The 22,778-nt window shown below is 39.7% G+C and carries 18 protein-coding genes; 14 read left to right on the top strand and 4 right to left on the bottom strand.

Features of this window, described 5'->3' with window-relative positions; all coding sequences use genetic code 11:
* Nucleotides 1–131: 131 nt before the first annotated feature.
* Nucleotides 132–476 (bottom strand): DUF417 family protein, encoded by a 345-nt coding sequence (locus tag H9X96_RS18965; RefSeq protein WP_187667792.1) that lies wholly within the window; start codon nucleotides 474–476, stop codon nucleotides 132–134.
* A gap of 59 nt (nucleotides 477–535) precedes the next feature.
* Here H9X96_RS18965 and H9X96_RS18960 point away from each other — a divergent pair, with 59 nt between their 5' ends.
* From H9X96_RS18960 to H9X96_RS18910, 11 genes are all read left to right on the top strand, one after another.
* Nucleotides 536–766, top strand: a complete 231-nt coding sequence (locus H9X96_RS18960; RefSeq protein WP_187667791.1) for a hypothetical protein — start codon at nucleotides 536–538, stop codon at nucleotides 764–766.
* Nucleotides 763–888 carry a helix-turn-helix domain-containing protein gene (locus H9X96_RS23140; protein ID WP_187667908.1) on the top strand — a complete coding sequence of 42 codons (126 nt, stop codon included), beginning with the start codon at nucleotides 763–765 and terminating at the stop codon, nucleotides 886–888. Before H9X96_RS18960 ends, H9X96_RS23140 begins: the two co-directional genes overlap by 4 nt.
* A 67-nt stretch (nucleotides 889–955) precedes the next feature.
* Complete coding sequence (locus tag H9X96_RS18950) at nucleotides 956–1,750, top strand: sulfite exporter TauE/SafE family protein (protein WP_187667790.1); 795 nt, start codon at nucleotides 956–958, stop codon at nucleotides 1,748–1,750.
* Between the two features lie 68 nt (nucleotides 1,751–1,818).
* Nucleotides 1,819–2,376 (top strand): YeeE/YedE family protein, encoded by a 558-nt coding sequence (locus H9X96_RS18945; protein WP_187667789.1) that lies wholly within the window; start codon nucleotides 1,819–1,821, stop codon nucleotides 2,374–2,376.
* A gap of 71 nt (nucleotides 2,377–2,447) precedes the next feature.
* Nucleotides 2,448–2,861: a DUF6691 family protein gene (locus H9X96_RS18940; protein WP_187667788.1), complete on the top strand. Its 414-nt coding sequence runs from the start codon at nucleotides 2,448–2,450 to the stop codon at nucleotides 2,859–2,861.
* 150 nt (nucleotides 2,862–3,011) lie between these two features.
* A complete protein-coding gene (locus H9X96_RS18935; protein WP_187667787.1) occupies nucleotides 3,012–4,367 on the top strand; it encodes a rhodanese-like domain-containing protein in 1,356 nt (451 codons plus the stop codon).
* Nucleotides 4,368–4,546: 179 nt separating this feature from the next.
* Nucleotides 4,547–5,125 carry an RNA polymerase sigma factor gene (locus H9X96_RS18930; protein WP_187667786.1) on the top strand — a complete coding sequence of 193 codons (579 nt, stop codon included), beginning with the start codon at nucleotides 4,547–4,549 and terminating at the stop codon, nucleotides 5,123–5,125.
* Nucleotides 5,126–5,196: 71 nt separating this feature from the next.
* Nucleotides 5,197–6,348, top strand: a complete 1,152-nt coding sequence (locus tag H9X96_RS18925; RefSeq protein WP_187667785.1) for a FecR family protein — start codon at nucleotides 5,197–5,199, stop codon at nucleotides 6,346–6,348.
* Nucleotides 6,349–6,661: 313 nt separating this feature from the next.
* A complete protein-coding gene (locus tag H9X96_RS18920; RefSeq protein WP_187667784.1) occupies nucleotides 6,662–9,892 on the top strand; it encodes a SusC/RagA family TonB-linked outer membrane protein in 3,231 nt (1,076 codons plus the stop codon).
* A 12-nt stretch (nucleotides 9,893–9,904) separates the two neighbouring features.
* A complete protein-coding gene (locus tag H9X96_RS18915; protein ID WP_187667783.1) occupies nucleotides 9,905–11,362 on the top strand; it encodes a RagB/SusD family nutrient uptake outer membrane protein in 1,458 nt (485 codons plus the stop codon).
* Between the two features lie 6 nt (nucleotides 11,363–11,368).
* Entirely contained in the window at nucleotides 11,369–12,469 is a 1,101-nt protein-coding gene (locus tag H9X96_RS18910) for a metallophosphoesterase (RefSeq protein WP_187667782.1), read from the top strand.
* Between the two features lie 340 nt (nucleotides 12,470–12,809).
* Here H9X96_RS18910 and H9X96_RS18905 read toward each other — a convergent pair whose 3' ends face one another.
* Nucleotides 12,810–13,682: a LysR substrate-binding domain-containing protein gene (locus tag H9X96_RS18905; protein WP_187667781.1), complete on the bottom strand. Its 873-nt coding sequence runs from the start codon at nucleotides 13,680–13,682 to the stop codon at nucleotides 12,810–12,812.
* Nucleotides 13,683–13,815: 133 nt separating this feature from the next.
* Here H9X96_RS18905 and H9X96_RS18900 point away from each other — a divergent pair, with 133 nt between their 5' ends.
* Nucleotides 13,816–15,036 (top strand): MFS transporter, encoded by a 1,221-nt coding sequence (locus H9X96_RS18900; protein ID WP_187667780.1) that lies wholly within the window; start codon nucleotides 13,816–13,818, stop codon nucleotides 15,034–15,036.
* Nucleotides 15,037–15,094: 58 nt separating this feature from the next.
* Nucleotides 15,095–17,260 (top strand): S46 family peptidase, encoded by a 2,166-nt coding sequence (locus H9X96_RS18895; RefSeq protein ID WP_370576759.1) that lies wholly within the window; start codon nucleotides 15,095–15,097, stop codon nucleotides 17,258–17,260.
* A 490-nt stretch (nucleotides 17,261–17,750) separates the two neighbouring features.
* On the opposite strand, the gene H9X96_RS18890 is transcribed toward H9X96_RS18895, so the two are convergent.
* Complete coding sequence (locus H9X96_RS18890; RefSeq protein ID WP_187667778.1) at nucleotides 17,751–18,932, bottom strand: AIR synthase related protein; 1,182 nt, start codon at nucleotides 18,930–18,932, stop codon at nucleotides 17,751–17,753.
* A gap of 119 nt (nucleotides 18,933–19,051) precedes the next feature.
* Entirely contained in the window at nucleotides 19,052–21,238 is a 2,187-nt protein-coding gene (locus H9X96_RS18885; protein ID WP_187667777.1) for a glutamine synthetase III, read from the bottom strand.
* Between the two features lie 259 nt (nucleotides 21,239–21,497).
* Between H9X96_RS18885 and H9X96_RS18880 the strand changes: the two genes are divergently transcribed.
* Entirely contained in the window at nucleotides 21,498–22,322 is an 825-nt protein-coding gene (locus H9X96_RS18880) for an energy transducer TonB (protein WP_187667776.1), read from the top strand.
* Nucleotides 22,323–22,778: the final 456 nt, after the last annotated feature.

Raw genomic sequence — 22,778 nt, 5'->3', positions numbered from 1 at the left:
ATATAGGGGCCATCAAAACAATGATTATGCTGTTGATATTTAATCCTATTTTTCTTATGAAAAGAACAAGTATAATGCTCGTCGTTTTGGGGATTGTCATGGCCATTGTCGGAATGCTGATGGTTCAAGATTTAAACTATGTAAACGCCGTAGATGGTCATGCAAGACCAGTTTATATCAATGGAATCAGATCTTTCCCCTGGCTCGCTTTTCTGGTCGGTATCCCAGGCGATTTTTTCGGGATTTGCTTCTCCTTCTTTTTGCATATAGGGTTTATATCCGGTTGGATCTGCATAAAAGAAAGACATGAGTGCTGAATTTTCCACCAAAGGAACGATACCTTCGGCTTCATAATTGTAAACTTTTAAACCGCCAATCCAAATCAGGACGATGGCAATCGCAATGCGGATTAAACGGATACTCAATGAAGTTAGGCCCAAAAGGGTTTGAAGGAAGGCCGTAAATTGAGCAGACATTGGGAGGTGCTTGTGCACCGTCGATGATTTGCGCTGCAAAACAAGAATCCCGCGGAATTATGGGGAAAGCCATTGAAGACAGCACTATTTTAATGGTTCCTATTGCCTTAATGGATGATTTAATGAAGAAGTTTCCAACCTGGTATTATGTTGTAATGGAAACTTACCGCTCCAGATTTGAAGAGCTGCTGGAGGTGATCGATAGCATTGTTTTTAAAGGGCTTGAAGAAAGGTTAGGGTTTTACCTGGAAAATAACAGCAGCAATTCCAAAGTAATCAGCTTTATCTGACTCATCAGGAGATCGCTTCCGATCTGAATTCTTCGAGAGAAGTGATCTCTAGACTACTCAAGAAAATGGAACAAAAGGGCGAAATTAATTTGTGCAGGAACTATATCGAACTCATAAAATAAAACTGGGTGACTTTTGTCACCCTAAGTCAGGCGCAGAATCTATAGCTTTGTCCTAAAGGAATTAAATATGGAAGTTGTTGCATACCTGGCCTCTGCGCTGATCGGTATTTCATTGGGATTAGTAGGTGGCGGTGGGTCGATTTTGACGGTTCCCGTATTGGTGTATTTATTTGGCGTTTCGCCTTTGTTGGCCACTTCATATTCCTTGTTTATCGTAGGAAGCACTAGTTTGGTAGGTGCCTGGCAGAATTATAGAAATGGCCAGGTTCAGGTAAAAACAGCGTTACTATTTGGACTGAGTTCCGTGACTACCGTATGGCTCACGAGGAAATTCTTAATTCCTGTGATCCCGCACCATATTGCTTCTTTTGATCATTTTCAATTGACCGAAAGGATGTTGATGATGGGACTTTTTGCAGTATTGATGGTGATTGCCGCAATTGCTATGATCAGAAGCGGCAAGGATAAAACAGCAGAATCTGTGGCTGTGAAAAATCCAAACCTGTTTAAGTTGTTGGTTTTTGGTGTTGGAATTGGCTTAACAACAGGTTTACTTGGTGCTGGGGGTGGCTTTTTACTGATTCCTACATTAGTGGTTTTATTGGGATTACCCATGAAAGAAGCTATTGGTACCTCTCTTTTCATTATCGCGCTCAATTCTTTAATCGGTTTTTCCGGGGATTTTGGTCATTTTCAAATCGATTGGGTGTTTTTATTAAAGATTACGCTGATCGCCATTTTCGGGATTTTTATAGGAGGTAATTGGAGCAAGAAGGTAGATAGCAGGAAGCTGAAAATTGGTTTCGGATGGTTTGTTTTGTTGATGGGTATCTACATATTGACTAAAGAGCTTTTTTATTAAGGAGTATTACTTCCTGCATTTGAAAAGATTCAGATGAGATTAAATATTTAACAATAAATAATAATACAATGATAGAATTTATAAGACAACCCTGGCCCTGGTATTTTTCGGGTTTTATGATTGTGGTAATTATGCTATTACTCAATTTTTGGGGTAAATCCTTTGGCTTTTCTTCCAATTTAAGGACGATCTGCAGTATAGCCGGTGCAGGTAAAAAACTGAAGTTCTTTGATTTTGACTGGAAAACTCAACGTTGGAATTTGCTATTTTTATTAGGCTCTATTATCGGAGGCTGGATTTCTAAAGAATTCCTATCTAATCCGGATGCCCTGGACTTGTCAGCGGCTACGATAAAGGATCTTCAGAAGATGGGAATTCAATTTAATGGAGGGCTAAATCCAGACGAGCTGTTTTCTTTGGAGGCATTAGGATCTGTAAAAGCCTGGTTATTACTTATTTCTGGAGGAATATTGGTTGGTTTTGGTTCCAGATATGCAGGTGGCTGTACTTCCGGACATGCAATTTCGGGTTTATCGAATCTGCAGCTGCCTTCTCTGTTTGCAGTAATTGGCTTTTTTGTCGGCGGCTTGCTGATGACCTGGCTGATCTTACCTATCCTGATTTAAGGAAGAATCAGTAAGGTCAATTTAAGAGAAAACTCCCAAAAATAACGATTACAAATTATCAAAGAAACCACATGAAATCATTAAAATATATACTTGCCGGCATTCTTTTCGGCATCATCATGAGTAAATCTGAAGCAGTTTCCTGGTTCCGAATTCAGGAAATGTTTCGTTTTCAATCTTTTCATATGTATGGAATCATCGGAACGGCAGTAGTACTCGGTGTCATTGCCGTTTTCCTGATCAAGAAGTTTCATTTGAAGGATTCAGAAAACCAGCCGATTGTATTCCCTGAAAAAGATAAACAGTATAAGAAATACATCATTGGAGGTACAATTTTCGGTTTGGGATGGGCGCTAACCGGTGCTTGTCCGGGGCCAATGTTTGTAAACCTTGGTTACGGTTATTTAACGATGGCAATTGTCATTTTTGGCGCTTTACTCGGAACTTACCTTTATGGATTGTTAAAGGATAAACTGCCGCATTAATCAGCAGGCAGAATGGCCGGCTAAGGTTATTGACCAGTTACATTTTGCTGGGTGACATTAGTCACAAAATAAATGGCTTTTAATGCTGAAATTTGTATAAGATCAATGCTGATGAGGCATAATATCAGGTTATTTTAAAATAAATAAAAGATGATTATAGAACAATTTAAAGATGAGTTTTTAGCACATTACAGCTATGCGATAGTGAGTGAATGTGAGCAAAAAATCGTATTGATTGATCCTGCGCGTAATCCTGAACCTTATTATGAATTTGCAAAGAAATTTGAGGCTCAGATTATTGGCGTAATAGAAACGCATCCACATGCTGATTTTGTGAGCAGCCACCTGGAAATTCATGAAACTACAGGCGCTAAAATATATGCACATAGTTTAACTGGTGCCGCTTACCCGGTACATTATTTTGATGAAGGGGAGTCAGTTAGTTTCGGTAAAATAAAGTTGACCAGTATTCATACTCCAGGCCATTCTCCGGATAGTATTTCGATATTGCTGGAACATGATGGCAAAGCTAAAGCGGTGTTCACGGGTGACACCTTGTTTATCGGTGATTGCGGCAGACCGGATCTAAGGGAGTCGGTAGGTAACTTACAGGCGAAAAGAGAAAAACTCGCCCTGCAAATGTACCATTCACTTAAAGATAAATTGATGGTGTTAGCGGATGAGGTCATTGTGTATCCTGCACATGGTTCTGGTACTTTATGCGGTAAAGCCTTAAGTACGGCAAACTCGAGTACCATCGGAGCGGAAAAAAATAGCAATTGGTCGCTGCAAGAAATGACAGCAGAAGACTTTATCAAAGAATTGACCACAGATCAGCCATTTATTCCTAAGTATTTTGGTTATGCTGTAGACCTGAACAGAAAAGGAGCAGCTCCTTTTAAGGCATTAGTAGATCAGGTTGAAATCATCAAACAGCCAGAGCTCGAAGAAATTAATGCAGCCATTATCGTGGTAGATGCCCGTCCTGAAGCGGATTTTAAAGCTGGTCATTTTCCTGGTGCGGTAAATATAGTGTACGGTAAAAAGTTCGAAACCTGGCTGGGCAGTATCATCAGACCTGGAGAACATTTCTATTTAACAGCCTCGAGTTTGACACATTTAAAAGAATTAATTCATCGGACTGCCAGCATTGGCTATGAAGGTTTTATTGAAGCTGCTTTTGTCACGCATTCCGGTGACGTATTTATGCCTGTATTGCCTTTGGAATGCTTTATTGCGAATCCTGAAGAGTTTACCATTATTGATGTCAGGAATGAAAATGAAGTGAAAAAGAAAAAGGTGTTCGCCAATTCGACTAATATTCCATTAGGAGAGCTGAGAGAAAGGATCAAAGAGGTTCCTGCTGATAAACCTATTGTGGTACATTGTGCAGGTGGTAGCAGAAGTGCTGCTGGAAGCAGTATTATTGCAGCGGAATTTGGTGCGAAAACGCCTGTCTACGATCTCGGTGCAGTGGTTAAAGATTTTGCGAAAGCCGAGGATTAATCCCTTCAAATTTCCGAAGTCAATTTAATAAGCCCCAATGGAATGTTATCTATGTTGTTCATAGTTAGCGGTTTATTGGGGCTTGATAATTTGTTCATACCGCTGTGGACTAACTTTTACAAAAAAAATAATTAATATTGAGGAGGATCTACCAGAAAAAGGGGGTTGAATCCTAAATAATGACTTCGTACACCGCCTTAGCTGATATTGATTTAGTTGCCCATTTGAAAGAGGGTGACAAGGCTGCTTTTACCGAAATTTACAACCGGTATAAAGGCTTATTGTACATCCACGCCTATAACAAACTCAGAAATCAGCCAGAAGCAGATGATGTGGTTCATGAGCTTTTCGCCAGCCTCTGGACAAAAAGAAATGACCTGGTTTTAAAAACACATCTTTCCGGATACCTCTACCAGGCGGTTAGAAACCGGATTATCGACCTCATCTCTCATAAAAAGGTAGCCTCGGAATACATGGTTTCCCTGCAGCATTTTATCGACCATAGTGAAGCCCAGACTGATCATTTAGTAAGGGCCAATGAACTGACCGCACTAATCGAAAAAGAAATTACCGCATTACCGCCAAAAATGAAAGCAGTTTTTGAATTGAGCAGAAAGGCCAACCTTAGTCATAAGGAAATCGCTGTACAGTTAAACCTTTCAGAATCTACCGTTAAAAAGCATGTCAATAATGCACTTAAAATACTGAGAGCGAAGTTCGGTCTGGTGATTTATCTGCTGTACATCAGCCATAGATAAAATATTTCATTTTTTTTTACGCCCAAGGTCCAGGCTAACCGTCTATAGGGTAATTAGCGGTCAAAATTGGTATGCAGGCAAAAGAATTATTAGACAAATATAAGGCAGGAAATTGTACAGATGCGGAAAAAGCAATTGTAGAAACCTGGTATTTGAAATTCTCAAAAGAAGGAGCGGAGTTAGCTTCTTCAGATCTGGAAGCAGCGACGGATAGAATCTGGGACAGATTACCCATCCATGAAACCGCAGAAATGCCAGTTAAAAAAACTATTTTATGGCCGCGTATTGGCAGCGCTGCTGCCGTGTTACTGGTTGCAGGAATCGCTTTATATCTTTTCAGCAATAGCAACGCTTCTAATAAACTTACTGATTTATCTGCGGAAGAGCACTATGGTATTAAAAAGCCCATCCTTCCAGGAGGCAATAAAGCGGTATTAACCCTTGGCGATGGTCAGCAGATTACGCTGGATGAAGCTGGAAACGGTAAACTAGCAGAACAATCAGGCATCACCATTACTAAAGCCAAGGATGGCCAGCTAGTGTATACGGTTTCAGCAGTACTAAAATCGAATGCACTAAAAACGGCGATGAATACCATTGCCACTCCTAAAGGCGGGCAATACCAGATCAATCTTCCTGATGGCACTAAAGTATGGCTCAATGCCGCATCTTCTTTACGTTATCCTACTGCATTTACTGGAGAAAACAGAGAGGTGAGTTTAACTGGAGAGGCGTATTTTGAAGTAGCCAAAGCAAATCCTTCCCAATCTTTCAAGGTATCTACCGGTACACAAACAGTAGAAGTTCTCGGGACTCATTTTAATATTAATGCTTACACAGATGAACCAAGTACGAAAACTACGTTATTGGAAGGCGCGGTAAAAGTATTTAGCAAAGAAAGAGAAGACCGTTCCTTAATCCTGAAACCTGGACAGCAATCGGCATGGACTGGAAGTCTGTTCCATATTAATTATGGTAAAGAAAAAGAAGCGGTGGCCTGGAAAAATGGCGTGTTTAAATTTGAAGATGCAGATCTGGAAAGTGTGATGCGCTCTGTAGCCCGTTGGTACGATTTAGAGGTAACCTATGAAGGTGCACTCCCTGCCAGACAATTTTCAGGAGAGATTGATAGAAACAGTAACCTGTCGCAGGTGCTGGACATTCTTAGCTTTTTTAAAGTGCATTTCCGCGTAAATGGAAAGCAGATTATAGTAAGCCCTTAAACAGGGACACCAATTGAAACTTATAAATACCAAACCATACTCACCAAAACAAACCCATTTAAGATGAAGATAAAACTACAAGAGCATTGACACCACAAGGGATAAACGGCGTCTTTTTCAAGATATAAATAACCGCAGAAGTGTTCGAGCACAACTGCGGTAAATGCTGAGTTAACCCTTCCCGGCAAAGATCCGGGACAAACAATTTGCAAACTATTCACGGTATTAACCCAAACATTACAAAAGTATGAATTTTAATGCTATTACTACAGCTATGTCCAAGACTTGGCTGCCCCCTAAATTGCTAATGATTATGAAGTTGACCACCATCTTGTTGTTTCTGGCTTTTATGCAAGCCAGTGCAAAGGGATATAGCCAAATCAATTTAAAAGAAAAGAATGCACCGCTGGAAAGGATTCTAGAATCTATCAAAAAACAGACGGGTTATGTTTTCTTTTATGACAGCAATGATGTCCGTCAGACCAGGATGTCTATTGAGGTAAAAAATGCTTCTCTTGAAACGGTATTGAGAGAATGTGCAAACGTGCTTCCTTTAACTTTTAAAGTGGTAGGTAATAATGTATTGCTAAGAAGAAAAGACCTGGCCATTGCGATGACTAATGATGCCTTCAAAATGATGGTGTTAAAAGGAAAAGTATTGGATGAGATCGGAAAACCTCTTCCGGGTGTGAGCATTGTGCTGACCAGCGATGATTTCAAACAAACTGCACAAACCAATGGTAATGGAGAATATTCCTTTAACCTTTCAAAATCTGGTAAATATCAAATGATTGCCTCTTTTGTTGGCTATGAAAAATTTGTATCCAATATTGAGGTTAAAAACGCAGATGTAATGGCTAACATTACCATGGTTCCTTCTAACCAGGATCTTGCAGAAGTAATGGTGGTTGCTTATGGTACACAAACGAAAGCTTCTTACACAGGATCTGCGAAGATGTTAAAATCAACCGTAATCAACGGTAACCCAAATGTGAGTATTCAGGAAACTTTGCAGGGAAATGTAGCCGGTGTAGCTGTTTCAAGCGGATCAGGACAGCCTGGTGCAGTACCTAATGTAAGGATTCGTGGTATTGGTTCTGTAACTGCAGGCAGCAGTCCGCTTTATGTAGTGGATGGGATTCCTCTGGAATCCGGACAAATCAATAGCTTGAATAACTTCGATGTAGAGTCGGTAACGGTATTGAAAGATGCTGCAGCTGCTTCTATGTATGGTTCCAGAGCAGCAAATGGCGTAATTTTAATTACAACTAAATCTGGTACTGCTGGTAAAACAGTAATTAGTGCCTCTGCTCAGGTAGGTTCCAATAAAGTGACTAAAGTTAAGGGTCACGACTTATTGAATACCAATGAAATGCTGGAATTATTAAGAGAAGGATGGGCGAATAAGAAAAATGACCCTGCACTTTTTGATAAACAAATGGCGACTGACGGTGTAAATCCGAATGTAAACACGGACTGGTTTGATTTATTAACCCGCAATGGTAACTACTCTCAATTTGATCTTTCTGCAAGTGGCGGTACTGAAAAAACGAAATTCTATGTTTCGGGAAGTCACTATGTAGCTAAAGCCGCACTATTGGGCTCAGAATTTACAAGAAGCACAGGAAACTTGAAATTGACGAACCAGGCTACGGATAAGTTGTCATTTTCTGGTGGATTACAAGTGAATTACCGCAAAAACCAAAGTCAGGCAGATGGCGGAACTTTTGGAAATCCAGTACGTATGTACACACTTTATCAGCCTTGGTTAAAAGCTTATAATGATGATGGTACTTATGACTTCAGCTATTATAACAACTATAACCCAATGGCTCAGGTAAAAGAGAGTTACGATAAAACCAATGCTTATGGTATGCTGGGTAATTTCTTAGTGAAATACCAAATCTTACCTTCTCTATCTATTGAGAATCAAAGCAACATCAATTTCTTGTACAGAGAAATGATTAAATATAATAAATCTGGTGTAGGTACTTCGCGTTCAGATGGTGGTAGAGCAACTAATTCTACAGATAGAATGAGCAACTTTGTAAACACCCTGATTCTTCGTTACAATGAAAATTTTGGTGATTTTGGCTTAAAAACCTATGCGGGTTATGAAGAACAAAGCGTTGATGAAGTAGGAAACTCCGTTTCTAAACGTAACTTCCTTCCTAATACTTATACCTTAGATAATGCTTCTATTTTAACTAGCGGCGGATCTACTGCAACAGGTAATGGGTTAAGTTCAGTTTTCTTCAATGCTTCATTTGATTATCTATCGAAATATTATTTAAGTGTTTCTGCACGTCGTGATGGTTCTTCCAGATTCGGTTCAGAAAAAAGATATGGTAATTTCTTCGCTCTTGGTGCTTCATGGAACATCAGCAAAGAAAATTTTATGCAGAGACAAGATGTGATTTCTGATTTACGTTTCCGTACCAGTTACGGAGTAAATGGAAATCAGGACATTGGTAACTTTGATTCCAGAGCATTATATAATGGCTCTAGCTATGACAATGCACCAGGTTTAGTCTTCTCTAACTACGGAAATAATTTGCTGACCTGGGAGAAAAATAAACCTTTCAATGTGGCCCTTGATTTCGGTGTGCTGAACAATCGTTTAACAGGTACTTTTGAATATTATACCCGTGCTACTTCAGATTTGTTATTGGACAAGCCAATCTCTGCAACGAATGGCGTAACCAACTTTACGGATAACATCGGTGCAATGAAAAACTCAGGATTGGAACTGGAATTAAACAGTGTCAATGTGAAACCTGACAACGATGGTTTTGGCTGGAATACCAGTTTCAACATCTCTACGATGAAGAACAAAATTACGGCATTAGTTAGCCCGATTGTGGGTAGTAGTTATAACCGTTTTGTAGGTGGCGATTATTATCAGTTGTATCTGGTGGGATATGCAGGGGTAGACCCTTCAAATGGAGAAGCATTGTGGTATAAAGATGGTTCGAAAACAGAAACTACTAATGAATACAATAAAGCGACTCAGTTTAATCAAGGTAGTGCTTTACCGAAAGTATTTGGAGGTTTAACGAATACGTTTTCTTACAAGCGTTTCTCATTGAGCTTCATGCTGTACTTCAACTTAGGTAATAAAATCTTTGATAACTACGGTGCAACAAGTTTCAGCGATGGTTCGGGAGGTTTTGCGCCAACTACAAAGATGACACGTTACTACTACGAGAACAGATGGACTCATGAAGGTCAGATTACAGATCAGCCAAAAGTGGTGTTCAACGGAACACAATCGGGCCCTTCTTCTCAAAGTTCTACACGTTTCCTTTATGATGGAGATTATGTACGTCTGAGGGATGTTACCCTAGGTTACCAATTGCCTGATCAATGGATTAAAAAACTGAACATATCCAGTGCAAGAATCTATTTCAGAGCAAACAACCTGTTTACCTACATCAGAGATAAACGCATCAGCTTTGACCCAGAAGTAGGTATTGAAGGATTTGCAGATAAAAATATCCCAATTTATAAAACTGCCCTTCTAGGTCTTGATCTTAAATTTTAATTACAGCTACAGATGAAAATGATAAAATATACTTCAAAAATATTACCATTACTTGTGGTAGCCTTATCCTTTGGCGCTTGTAAAAAGGACTTGCTTAATATTAATCCTCAGCAGCAAACTGATGTGGAATTGGTGGTGATTGATTTACCAACCACGAAAGCTGCGGTAATGGGTACTTACGGACTTTTACAGTCTGCATCCTATTATGGCCGTAATATGATGGTTTTGCCGGATTTAATGGCAGATAACATGTATATCAGCAGAAAAAACTCTAAAAGATATACCGGTTACGACCAATATACAGTAGCTACAAATGATACTTATGCGAATGCTACCTGGAATATCTTATACCGTACCGTGGTAAATGCTAATATCATCATCTCCAAAGGGAAAGTGTTAACCGTTCCGGAATCAGAAGCCGCAGAGGTGAATCACCTGATAGGAGAAGCTCATGCGTTAAGAGCATTGGCTAATTTTGATTTGGTACGTCTATATGCTGCACCTTATAATGCGACTCCGGATGCCAGCCATATTGGTGTGCCAGTAGTGAGCGTGAGTGGTACCAGTAAGGAGGATATTATCATGCCAAAAAGAAATACGGTGAAAGAAAGTTATGATCTGATCGTAGCTGATTTGAAAAGAGCAGTAGAAATTTTGCCAACTGCTCCAGTAGGTTTTACAGCAAGCAATAAAGGTCACATTGGTCGTTTTGCTGCAGAGGCCTTGTTAGCAAGAGTATATCTGTACATGGGCGACTATGTAAATGCAGAGCTTGCCGCGACAGACGTAATCACTAATGGTAAATATACTTTGCTAAGCAATGCGAATTACTTGAATTTTAGAGTTCAAAATAATTCGGAGTCTATCTTTGAAGTGGTTTTCAATGCCACCAGCAACAATGGTACAGATGCTTTATCCAACTTCCTGACTCAAGGTGGAAGTTATGGTGATGGCCTGGCCACCGAAAATCTATTCAATGCTTACAAAGCAACGGATGCGAGAAGAGGTTTTGTAGTAAAAGGTAAAAGAACGGGTTCAGGGGGAGAAGATCCTGCTTATGTGATCACTAAGTACAATAACATCAGTACTTATGAAGAAGGTATCAAAGTGATCCGTCTTGCAGAAGTTTACTTGATTCGTGCAGAAGCAAGAGCTAAACAAACTGGAAAAGATGCTTTAGCAGCAGCTGATCTTGATGTGATTGCCAAACGTGCTGATTTAACAGCCACTACAACTACAGCAACTGGACAAGCTTTAATCAACCTGATCATCAATGAAAACAGGAAAGAATTTGCTTTTGAAGGGCACCGTTTGTTCGACTTGACACGTAATAAATTGGCTTTTACTAAATATGGTATGAGTGATTTTGTGCTTCAAGTACCTAATAATTCTTTGAAAACCGTTCTTCCAATTCCTTTGAGAGAGATGAACGCAAATCCAAATATGGAACAAAACGAAGGTTATAAATAACGAATTATGAAATTACTAACGATAGCCTTGCCGCTGGTTTTCAGCTTCCTCAGTTTAACTGCTTACGCCGCTGCTCCTTCTGGAGACGGTCCTTATGTGTTGTATAAAAACAACCAGATTGAGGTAAGAAGTATTGTGATGGAAAACGGTATGCAGAAAGTGAAACTGGAAACTTACCCCTTGAATAAGAAGTCAGAGGTACCGATAAATGTGGAGTTTTCTGAACATCCGGAATGGAATTTCTCTCTGAAATTGCAGTCCGTACTGAAAAATGAACCGGCAGAATTTAAGCAACCGGATAAGCTGCTTGCTCTTTCTGACATTGAAGGGGAGTTTGAAGCATTACGAAAGCTGCTGCTGGCCAATAAGGTGATGGATGAGCAATACAACTGGACCTTTGGTAAAGGGCAACTGGTGATCTGTGGTGATTTATTTGACCGCGGACAAGAAGTGCCGGCTACCATTTGGCTGCTCTATAAGCTCGAGCAAGATGCGAAAGCCAAAGGAGGGTATTTACATACCATTCTTGGTAATCATGACATCATGAACCTGAGCGGCGACCTACGTTATGTAAAGCCAAAATATTTCGACAACGCGAAGCTGATGGGCCTGGATTATATCCAGTTATACGGCCCTGATGCTGAGCTTGGGCGATGGTTAAGAAGTAAAAATCTGATCGAAAAGATTGGTGATAACCTTTGTCTGCATGGAGGCGTAGCGCCTATCATTAATACTTTGAAGATGAGTTTAAAAGACATCAATAACCGTTGCAGACCCTATTATGATCAATATAAAAAACCAGGAATGATTCCTGATAAAGAGGTCATGATGTTTTTTGATGGCACTCGTTCTTCTTTGTTCTGGTACAGGGGCTACTTTGTAGAACCTAAGGCGACTGAGGAGGAAGTGGACCAGACTTTGGCATTGTATAAGGTGAAAACCATTATCGTTGGCCATACGATCACCGATACCAATGTAGGCTTTTACTATAAAGGAAAGGTACTAGGAATTGCTGTGAACCAGCATGCGGGGAAACATGAAGGCGCTTTATATGAAAATAAAGCCTGGTATAAAATTGATGCAACCGGTCAGAAATCCAATATTTGAACCTATTAAATAAACTGGGAGATTCCTGACTGGGATTATCCAATTTCAAAAAGAAGCCGTCTCCTATTTAATTAGGAGGCGGTTTCTTTTTGCCTTAGTTTTTAGGACAGTTAAACTTACCGCTGTTTTTGTAGTTATACTTTGTTGAATGCTATTTGTTTGTTAATTAATGATTTAATTTGGTGTTATTATCAATAATTTGTGTTAGTTTTAATTTTGTTATTTGAAGAGAGTTGGATATTTTGATAATACTGGCAATAATTTCTGTCGGTGGCAAATGTGAAAGGACCTGTCAAATACATTCCGGGGGGTTGAAATATCTAGATATTTGTCCGCTCTCTTATACTATCTTCAGCAGCTCTTCTATAAAAAGAGTTGCTGATTTTTTTCTAAAAACCCCCTTCTGCCATAAGATATAAGCTTCTTTATAGAGCTCTTTTCCGGTAATGGGTATCGCCACCAGGTCTTCCCAGCCCGTAATTGTTTTCTCGTTGATAATCGTGACCCAGTTTCCGGTATCCACTAGCGAAAGCAATGAATGGGTATCATTCATCTCTATTTTAATATTAGGAATGATGTTGTTTTTTTTGAAAATCTCGTCCAGCATATCCCTGGAGCTGAATCCTTTGTTCGCTAAGATCATTTCCGTTTGCGCGAGGTCTTTTAAAGAGATACGACTTAATTTAGCCAGAGGGTGCCTTTTGGAGGTCACCATCTTTATCCTGGAAGAAAATAGCAATTGCATCTCTAGTCCTTCATTGTCAGATTGTTCATGAAAGGCCAGGATAAAATCAAGGTCTGCGGTTTTTAGACGGGCTTCCAATTCTCCGGCGATGCCAGACTCTATATGGAGTTTAATCCCCGGGTATTTATTGGAAAAAGGCCTGAGAGAGGGTAGGAGTAATGAAATAAAGGCATAGGTAACCCCAATTCTCAGCTCTCCATTCACTACGTTGTTCAGTTCAAAAATGGCTTGCTTGGACTTCTTGATCTCCAGCATGATCTGCCTGGCATGGTTTAGAAATAGCTTTCCAGCCTCTGTCAGCTGTACATGCTTTCCCACCCGGTCAAATAGCAGCATCCCTAGTTCTTCTTCCAGCTGTTTTACCTGCTGTGATAAAGTAGATTGGGTCACAAAACATTGCGCTGCAGCTGCGGTGAAATGCAGCAGTTCTGCCGCTTTGATGAAATAACTGAGTTGTCTGAATTCCATAGTGTTATCGCTTTTAAAATGGATAATATCGATCGTTAAAACTAATCAATACTATTAAAACTATCAATTTTACAAATATATTCTTTATCCCGAGATTTGGGATGTGACAAAAAAAGTTCACAAATAAATTCGCATGGCACTATTTCGATCACTCAAATCCCGCAACTTTAAACTGTTTTTTTACGGACAATCTATCTCCCTGGTGGGCACTTGGATGCAGAAGACGGCGGTGAGTTGGTTGGTGTATCAGCTGACAGGATCTGCGTTACTATTGGGAGTAGTTGGTTTTGTGAGTCTGATTCCTTCGTTATTGTTATCACCTTATGCGGGAAGTCTGGTAGATCGCCATAACCGTTACAGAATTCTAGTGCTCACGCAGATCGCCTCGATGCTACAGGCAGGAGCCTTGGCCGGAATCCTATTTTTTGGCTATTACAACATCCTCCTAATCGTTGCACTGAGTCTGATCCAAGGAATCATTAATGCCTTTGACATGACTTGCCGACAATCGATTATGGTGGAAATGGTAGACCATAAAGAAGACTTGCCCAATGCCATCGCGCTGAATTCTACGATGGTCAACTTTGCCAGAATCGCTGGTCCTGCAGTTGCCGGGATCATCCTGAGTACATTTGGAACAGACTTTTGCTTTATACTGAACTTCCTGAGCTATATCCCGGTATTGATCTGCCTGTTTATGATGCGACTAAAAGCGGTAGAAATCATAAAATCAGAGAAAAGCATTTGGAAAGAGTTGGATGAAGGATTTAAATACGTTTCTGGAGATAAAAACCTAAGCAGTATGCTGATCATGATTGGCTTGAGCAGTTTATTTGTGATCCCATTTAATACCTTGATGCCCATTTTTGCCAAAGACATTTTTAATGGGGATGCCAGGACTTTCAGTTGGTTTGAAAGTGCTGCCGGACTAGGTTCTATCATTACTGCGGTGTACTTAGCCAACCTGAAACATAGTAACGGCCTGATGAAAATGGTGGTGATTGCCGGAGGAATCCTGGGTGGTAGCTTATTGTTTCTTGCCTATGCGCCGCAATTGCCATTGGCCTTATTTTTTATGACCCTAACAGGAATCGGGATGATGGGACAAACTTCTGCCATCAATACTTATATTCAAACACATGCGGTTCCAGAGATGCGTGGGAGGGCCATTAGTTACTATGTAATGGCATACCAGGGCATTCTTCCGATCGGCAGTCTGCTGATTGGCTGGATGGCTAATGTAATGGGCCCAAGACCGGCGATCTTCCTGGAAGGACTCATCGGCATTGCCGCCACTGTAGGTTTCGTGATTTATAGAAGTAAATATGCGCAAAGAAAGACGGTAAGCTTGTAATCTATACCTATTAATGGTCACAATTACTTAACTTTGGGTATCAAAACTAATTTATTATATCATGAGAAAAACAGTTTATCTGCTGCTGTGTGCAATGGTTATGTCCTTTGCGAATACAGTTAACGCAGATGAAGGGATGTGGATCCCGATGCTGATAGGAAAGAACTATGAGCAAATGAAGAAGCAGGGTTTTAAGCTAACCGCAAAAGACCTTTACAATGCAAATGGCTCCAGTCTGAAAGATGCGATCGTTCATTTCGGTGGTTTCTGTACTGGTGAGATCGTTTCCGATAAAGGACTGATCTTTACCAATCACCACTGTGGTTACGATGCAATCGCTTCGAACTCTACTCCTCAGAATAACATCCTTGACAATGGTTTCTACGCCAAAAATTATGGGGAAGAGAAGCCTATTGATGGATTGTTTGTGAAATTCCTATTGAAAATGGAAGATGTAACTCCTCAGGTTGAAGCCGCTACAAAAGGCCTTACCGGTGCGGAGAAATCTTCTAAAATGCTGGAAGTATTCAGTACAATTGCTAAAGCCGCAGTAACTGGCCCAACTATCGAAGCAAATGTGAAAGATTTTTATAAATCTAACCAGTTTATCCTTTTTGTATACGAACGTTTTGATGACATTCGTTTGGTAGGTGCGCCTCCTCAAAATATCGGTAAATTTGGTGGTGATACAGACAACTGGGAATGGCCACGTCAGACGGGTGATTTCTCTGTGTTCAGAGTTTATGCCGGTAAAGACAATGCCCCTGCAAAATATACAGCAGCAAACGTTCCTTATACCCCGAAAAAATTCCTTCCTGTTTCTATCAAAGGAGTGAAAAATGGTGATTTCTCCATGGTTTATGGTTATCCTGGTCGTACGGACAGATATTTAACTTCTTATGGTGTGGATTTGGCTACTGAAAAAGTAAGTCCAACTATCGTTAAATTACGTGATATCCGCTTGAAATCCTGGAAACAGGAAATGGACAAAAGCGTAGATACACGCTTGAAATTGTCTTCTCAATATGCAAATATTGCCAACTACTGGAAATATTATATCGGTCAGACGGAACAGTTGAAAAGACTGAAAGTTGCCGATTCAAAAAGAAAAGAAGAGAAAGCTTTTACGGATTGGGCAGCTCAGAAAACTGAATTCGCTGGTCTGATGGAGCAATATGCTCAGATCTATAAAGAAATCGATCCGATCTCTGTACAGCGGACTTATATCAATGAAGGTTTTATGGCTTCTGCATGGGTGCCTAATGCGATTACAATCCTGCGCTCTTTTGCTGCTGTAGATCAGAAAAAAGGCGATGCTGCTTTCGCTGAAAAAGTAAAAGCAAACCTTCAGACTGCTGCAGCTGCTTATGAGGAGACTTATGTAGAAGCTGCTGATAAAAAGATCTTCGCTAAAATTTTAGCCAGTTTCTACCAAGATGTTCCTGTGAAATCTCAGCCTAAATTCTTCGCGGAAATCGCTGAAAAGTACTGGACAGGAAATCCTGAAACAACCTTCGAGAAGTTCGCAGATTACCTGTGGGAAAATAGCAACCTGATTAAAACAGCTAAATTGAAAGCCTTTATGGCCACAAATCCTTCTGTCGAAGCAGTTAAAGCTGATCCAGGCTATAAATATGCGGCCAACGTATATCCTCCAGACTACATCAAAACTAATTTTGGTTCTTTAGTAGCTGATTTTGAAAGCAAAAAAGCAGATCTTGATCACCTATATTTAAAAGCGACCTTAGAAAAAAACAAAGGTAAACTGATGTACCCAGATGCAAACTCTACGATGCGTCTTTCTTATGGTAACGTTCAGGATTATTCTCCAAAAGATGGTATTGTATATAAAACAACCACTACCATCGATGGTATGATGCAAAAGTACATTCCTGGCGACAGTGAGTTTGACCTTCCTGCTAACCTAATCGAAAACTACAACAAAAAGAACTTCGGTCAGTATGGTAACGATGGTACTTTAACGGTAAACTTCATCACTAACAATGACATTACTGGCGGTAACTCAGGTTCTCCTGTAATCAATGGCAATGGGGAATTAATCGGTCTTGCTTTTGATGGTAACTGGGAAGCAATGAGTGGTGATATCGCTTTTGATAAGAAATTTAAACGTACGATCTGTGTGGATGTGCGCTACGTATTGTGGTGTATTGATGTGTTGGGTGGTGCGAAAAATATTATCAACGAATTGTCCATTAAAAAATAATTCTGTATCATAATTATTCGATCTGCAAGGTGTTTAGCCATGGTGCAGGAAAAGTAGAAAGGGATCAGACGCTAAGTTTGATCCCTTTTTTATAGGCTAGGTATTTGTTTTAGTCTGATTTATTTCAGTATCAATTACTGTTTTTAGCCTTATTTATCAAGCCGGGTTTGGGGTTTGTTGCCTAACCAATTTATTTAATAGCTGCTTAGTATTCTATTTAGCAATCTTGTTTAATAAGCCGGTTTAGCGCTCTTGGGAAATAATCTTTCTTTTTAACCCATCTCGTTCGAATGCTTGCAGAATAATTAATATTAAAAAAATAAGACCTTCTCAGAAAAGGCTTAGAAGGTTTTTCGCCCTTCAGCGCAAGGCTTTCCGCCTTTGAGGAGCGAGGTGTTATTTTTTACCTCCTTAATTTCACAAAACAAGAAAACCGGTAATAAAATCACCGGTTTCCTTTATAAATCACGCTATTCAGCGAATTAAATACTTAATTATAAACAAACGTACCTTTATCGCTTTCTATAGTGACTTGTTTCTGCTCAGAAGCTTCTACACGGCCAATAATCTGCGCATCAATATTAAAGCTTTTAGAAATGGCGATAATATCTTCAGCAATCGCTGCAGGAACATATAATTCCATTCTATGGCCCATATTGAATACTTTGTACATTTCTTTCCAATCTGTGCCAGACTGCTCTTGAATTAACTGGAACAATGGAGGAACTGGGAACATATTGTCTTTAATGATATGAACATCATCATTTACAAAGTGAAGCACTTTAGTTTGTGCTCCGCCACTGCAATGAACAAGTCCATGAATATGACTTCTGTAGGCGGTTAAAATTTGTTTAATCACGGGTGCATAAGTACGTGTAGGAGAAAGTACCAGTTTTCCAACGGTAATTTCAGTATCCTCATCAATCTTAATGGTATCTGTTAACTTTTTGCCACCAGAAAATACCAGGTCAAATGGAACAGAAGGATCAAAGCTCTCTGGGTAACTTGTGGCCACCGACTTATCAAAAACATCATGTCTGGCAGATGTCAGTCCGTTAGAGCCCATACCACCGTTATATTCTGTTTCGTAAGTAGCTTGTCCGGAAGACGAAAGACCAACGATCACATCACCAGCCTGAATCTTATGATTGCTAATGATCTTTTCTCTTTCAATTCTGCAGGTTACCGTAGAATCTACAATGATCGTGCGTACCAGGTCGCCTACATCAGCAGTTTCACCACCTGTAGAGTAGATAGAGATGCCTAGCTCTCTAAGTTCTGCAAGTATCTCTTCAGTACCATTGATGATTGCGGCAATTACTTCTCCTGGGATCAGATTCTTATTACGTCCGATGGTAGAAGATAAAAGGATTTGGTCTGTAGCACCTACACAAATCAAATCGTCAATGTTCATGATGATGGCATCCTGAGCAATTCCTTTCCATACGGAAATATCACCTGTTTCTTTCCAGTATACGTAGGCGAGGGAAGATTTAGTTCCGGCACCATCTGCATGCATAATATTGCAGAATGCGTCATCATTCCCTAAAATATCAGGTATGATTTTACAGAAGGCTTGCGGAAAAATACCTTTATCTATATTCTTGATGGCTTGGTGCACATCTTCTTTTGACGCAGAAACGCCACGTTGGTTGTACCTGTTATCACTCATGTTGTTGCAAAGATAGGGAAACGGCCGAATGTTGAGGCCTTAACAATAAAAAAATAACCCTTCAAAATTCATTGAAGGGTTATTAAAACTAAAATTTAATGGTTTATTGAGGTTTGGTTCTATTTCAAAAACAATAATTCTCTGAATTTTGGTAGAGGCCATACGCTGTCGTCAACGATTTGTTCCAATTTATCAGTGTGGTAACGGATCGTATCGAAGTATGATTTTACGTTCTCATCGTAAGCGATTGCTTTATCGCGACTATCTTCAATAGCATTGGTGATCTTACGTTCTTCCAGCATTTTGTCGATGTTTACTTTCAGGCCGCTCAAATGCTCAGAAACTTTATTGATAATGTTCACTGGAGTTTCTAATGCTTCTTTTGATAATCCAAGGTCTTTAAGGCCCTTAGCATTTTCAATTAATACATTTTGGTAAGTGATGGTTGCAGGAATGATGATACTGTTTACCATTTCTCCCATAACTCTTGCTTCAATTTGAAGTTTCTTGAAATAGCTTTCTAATAAGATCTCATGACGAGCATGTAATTCACGTTTGCTGAAGATGTTAGTATTCGCAAAAAGCTCAGTAGATTTATCTGTTACATAAGCATCTAATGCTTTAGGTGTAGTTTTGATGTTTGATAAACCGCGTTTTGCAGCTTCATCTTCCCACTCCTGGCTGTAACCATTTCCTTCAAAACGGATGTCTTTTGATTCTTTAAGGTATTTTTTGATGATGGTTAATAAAGCCACATCTTTTTTCTCACCTTTTTTGATCAATTTATCAACTTCAACTTTGAATTTATTCAACTGATCAGCAACGATTGCGTTTAATACGGTCATTGGTGCTGAAGAGTTTTCAGAAGAACCTACGGCTCTTAACTCAAATTTATTACCAGTAAAGGCAAATGGAGAAGTACGGTTACGGTCGGTAGTATCAAAAGAGATCTGAGGGATCTTAGGAATACCTAACCATAATGAATCTTCGCTTTTTACTTTCTTAATGATGCTTCTTGAAGATTCGATTTCATCTAACACGTCGTTCAATTGAGAACCAAGGAAGATAGAAATGATTGCTGGTGGGGCTTCGTTAGCACCTAAACGGTGATCGTTGCTCACTGAAGCAATACTTGCTCTTAAAAGATCTGCATGTTCGTGTACCGCTTTAATCGTGTTCACGAAGAACGTTAAGAACATTAAGTTGTTTTTAGGTGTTTTTCCTGGCGACAATAAGTTTTTGCCGGTATCCGTGATCAACGACCAGTTGTTGTGTTTACCTGAGCCATTGATACCTGCATAAGGTTTCTCATGTAATAACACTTTGAAGTTATGTTTTACTGCAACTTTCTCCATTAAGTCCATCAACAATTGGTTGTGGTCAATGGCAAGGTTGATTTCTTCATAAATCGGTGCACACTCAAATTGAGAAGGAGCAACCTCATTGTGACGGGTTTTCAAAGGAATACCTAATTTCAAGGCTTCGTTTTCAAAGTCAACCATATAAGTGAATACACGCTCAGGGATAGATCCGAAATAATGATCTTCTAATTGCTGTCCTTTTGCGGAGATATGGCCAAATAAAGCACGACCTGTTAAGGCTAAATCCGGACGAGCATTGTATAATGCACGGTCAACCAGGAAATATTCCTGCTCAATACCTAGAGAAGCAGTTACTTTAGTGATGCCTTTGTCAAAATACTGACAAACGTCAACTGCAGCTTTATCTAAAGCAGATAATGCTTTTAAAAGAGGGGCTTTATAATCAAGGGCTTCGCCTGTGTAAGCAATAAATACAGTAGGGATACAAAGTGTTTTACCTGCTTTGCTTTCCATAATGAATGCTGGAGAAGAAGGATCCCATGCAGTATATCCACGTGCTTCGAACGTATTACGAATACCACCATTAGGGAAACTTGAGGCATCTGGCTCTTGTTGAACCAATGCACTTCCTGCAAATACTTCAATTGCACCATCTTTACTTGGCTCAAAGAAAGCATCATGTTTTTCTGCTGTAGAACCTGTTAATGGCTGAAACCAGTGCGTGTAGTGTGTTGCACCTTTAGACATAGCCCAAGTTTTCATTGCAGTAGCGATGTGGTTAGCATCTTCATGGTTAATCAGCTCACCTTGGTCAATCGTTGAACTTAATTTTTCAAATACTTCTTTTGATAAGAAGTCTTTCATTTTTTTCTTATCAAAAACATTCACTCCGAAAAACTCAGAAATCTTAGTCGAAGGCGACTTTACTTCTGGTGAAATTCTTGATTGTGCCTCTTTTAATGCAGTTGTCCTTAAGCTTTTCATTTATTTGTTTAAAATTTGGTCAAAAATATATTTTTTGTTTGGTATTTTCCTTGAATTGTTTGTAAAAATACGAATGTCGTTAGATAATCAAAGAAATATTTCTGGTTTTTTGGTGTTTTTTGAAAAATAGGCTTAAAAATAGCCTTGTTGGGCTTTCTGTTTAGTGTTTTTGCGGATTTTCACCTAAACTATTAAAAACAGCTGCGGATTATGGAATACTTGGAATAATCCCATCATTACATTGAAAAACCTTTGAATTATGCTAAACTCCTCTTCAAACTTATACAAGTCCGAGTGGCTCGACCTTGTATTCAAAAACAGAAACCAAAATTACGGTGCCTTTGTATTGAGGGCAGAATCCTCAAAAATCCTTTTGCGTTCCCTGTTGATTGCTACACCATTGTTTGTGATTCCTTTTTTACTGACCATGATTAATCGTCCGCCGGAAATCGCTGAAAGAAAAGATACAGTTGTGGAGCTGAGACCTCCTGCAGCACCATTGGTTCCTAAAAAAGAAGAAAAGGCACCAATACTGGAGCCGATAAAAGAAAAATTGAAAACATATAAAGCGGTTGGCGACCCAATTGTAGTCGAAAATCCAATATCGGAACCGCCTACCTTAAAAGAAATGGAGCATGCGGTAGCAGGTCCTGTAACACAGTCTGGTTTGGAGACCAATTTACAGGTGCTGCCAGAAACAGGTAAAGGTGGTACTGGAGGAAGAACGGAAGGTGCTGGTGGTATAGCGGAAGTAGATAACGAAATCTATGAGGTCAGGGGGATAGAAGTATATCCGGAGTTTGAAGGTGGAATGAAAGGCTGGACGAAATTTCTACAAAGAAACCTGAGGTATCCTAGCTTAGCACAGGAAAACGAAGTGCAGGGTAGGGTGATGGTAAGTTTCGTGATTGAAAGAGATGGATCCATCTCAGATGTGAAACTGATCAGTGGCATTGGTTCAGGTTGTGATGAGGAAGCACTCCGCGTGATTCGCAAATCTCCAAAATGGAAACCTGGTCAACAAAATGCGCAGCCGGTTAGGGTAAGATATACGATGCCATTGGCATTTGCCTTGGCGCAGTAATATATACCTTATTATATACAGGCATTATATGAGGTATCAGAATAAATTTAATTGAAGTATTGGAAATAAAATAAGAGGGGGCCTATTTAATAGAACCCCTTTTTTATTGGATTTAATTGCTGTTGATTGTGTTTATGTTGTTCTCTTTGTCATTTTTAGAGAGATTGTAAGGTCTTGTCTTTTTTAATGGAAGCCCATAGATTAGTCCAGTTTATATACAGGGACAATGAAAACACTTATATTCTGCATTTGCGCAATGCTCCTACATATTGCAAAATCGCGGCTTCTCTCAGGATGTCCGTATTCAGTGTTTGGAAACGAGAAAGAAGGGATCAAGCGGAATTCTTGGGGGGAAGGAAGTTTAAGCATAGATTTTAGAAAGTCTGAACAGAAAGAATTTGACATCTCTTACGCCCCTGGAAGTAGCCCTGAAAGCTTTCACTTTTGCATTGAAAG

This window comes from Pedobacter sp. N36a (assembly GCF_014472395.1).
Lineage (GTDB): Bacteria > Bacteroidota > Bacteroidia > Sphingobacteriales > Sphingobacteriaceae > Pedobacter.
Note: the sequence above shows the minus strand (reverse complement) of the source record. Positions and strands in the feature narration are given on the sequence as shown.

Excerpts from the sequence above, each read along its gene's own strand:
- H9X96_RS18965 (WP_187667792.1), bottom strand. The coding sequence starts at position 476 with ATGTCTGCTCAATTTACGGCCTTCCTTCAAACCCTTTTGGGCCTAACT.
- H9X96_RS18960 (WP_187667791.1), top strand. The coding sequence starts at position 536 with ATGGGGAAAGCCATTGAAGACAGCACTATTTTAATGGTTCCTATTGCC.
- H9X96_RS18950 (WP_187667790.1), top strand. The coding sequence starts at position 956 with ATGGAAGTTGTTGCATACCTGGCCTCTGCGCTGATCGGTATTTCATTG.
- H9X96_RS18945 (WP_187667789.1), top strand. The coding sequence starts at position 1,819 with ATGATAGAATTTATAAGACAACCCTGGCCCTGGTATTTTTCGGGTTTT.
- H9X96_RS18940 (WP_187667788.1), top strand. The coding sequence starts at position 2,448 with ATGAAATCATTAAAATATATACTTGCCGGCATTCTTTTCGGCATCATC.
- H9X96_RS18935 (WP_187667787.1), top strand. The coding sequence starts at position 3,012 with ATGATTATAGAACAATTTAAAGATGAGTTTTTAGCACATTACAGCTAT.
- H9X96_RS18930 (WP_187667786.1), top strand. The coding sequence starts at position 4,547 with ATGACTTCGTACACCGCCTTAGCTGATATTGATTTAGTTGCCCATTTG.
- H9X96_RS18925 (WP_187667785.1), top strand. The coding sequence starts at position 5,197 with ATGCAGGCAAAAGAATTATTAGACAAATATAAGGCAGGAAATTGTACA.
- H9X96_RS18920 (WP_187667784.1), top strand. The coding sequence starts at position 6,662 with ATGAAGTTGACCACCATCTTGTTGTTTCTGGCTTTTATGCAAGCCAGT.
- H9X96_RS18915 (WP_187667783.1), top strand. The coding sequence starts at position 9,905 with ATGAAAATGATAAAATATACTTCAAAAATATTACCATTACTTGTGGTA.
- H9X96_RS18910 (WP_187667782.1), top strand. The coding sequence starts at position 11,369 with ATGAAATTACTAACGATAGCCTTGCCGCTGGTTTTCAGCTTCCTCAGT.
- H9X96_RS18905 (WP_187667781.1), bottom strand. The coding sequence starts at position 13,682 with ATGGAATTCAGACAACTCAGTTATTTCATCAAAGCGGCAGAACTGCTG.
- H9X96_RS18900 (WP_187667780.1), top strand. The coding sequence starts at position 13,816 with ATGGCACTATTTCGATCACTCAAATCCCGCAACTTTAAACTGTTTTTT.
- H9X96_RS18890 (WP_187667778.1), bottom strand. The coding sequence starts at position 18,932 with ATGAGTGATAACAGGTACAACCAACGTGGCGTTTCTGCGTCAAAAGAA.
- H9X96_RS18885 (WP_187667777.1), bottom strand. The coding sequence starts at position 21,238 with ATGAAAAGCTTAAGGACAACTGCATTAAAAGAGGCACAATCAAGAATT.
- H9X96_RS18880 (WP_187667776.1), top strand. The coding sequence starts at position 21,498 with ATGCTAAACTCCTCTTCAAACTTATACAAGTCCGAGTGGCTCGACCTT.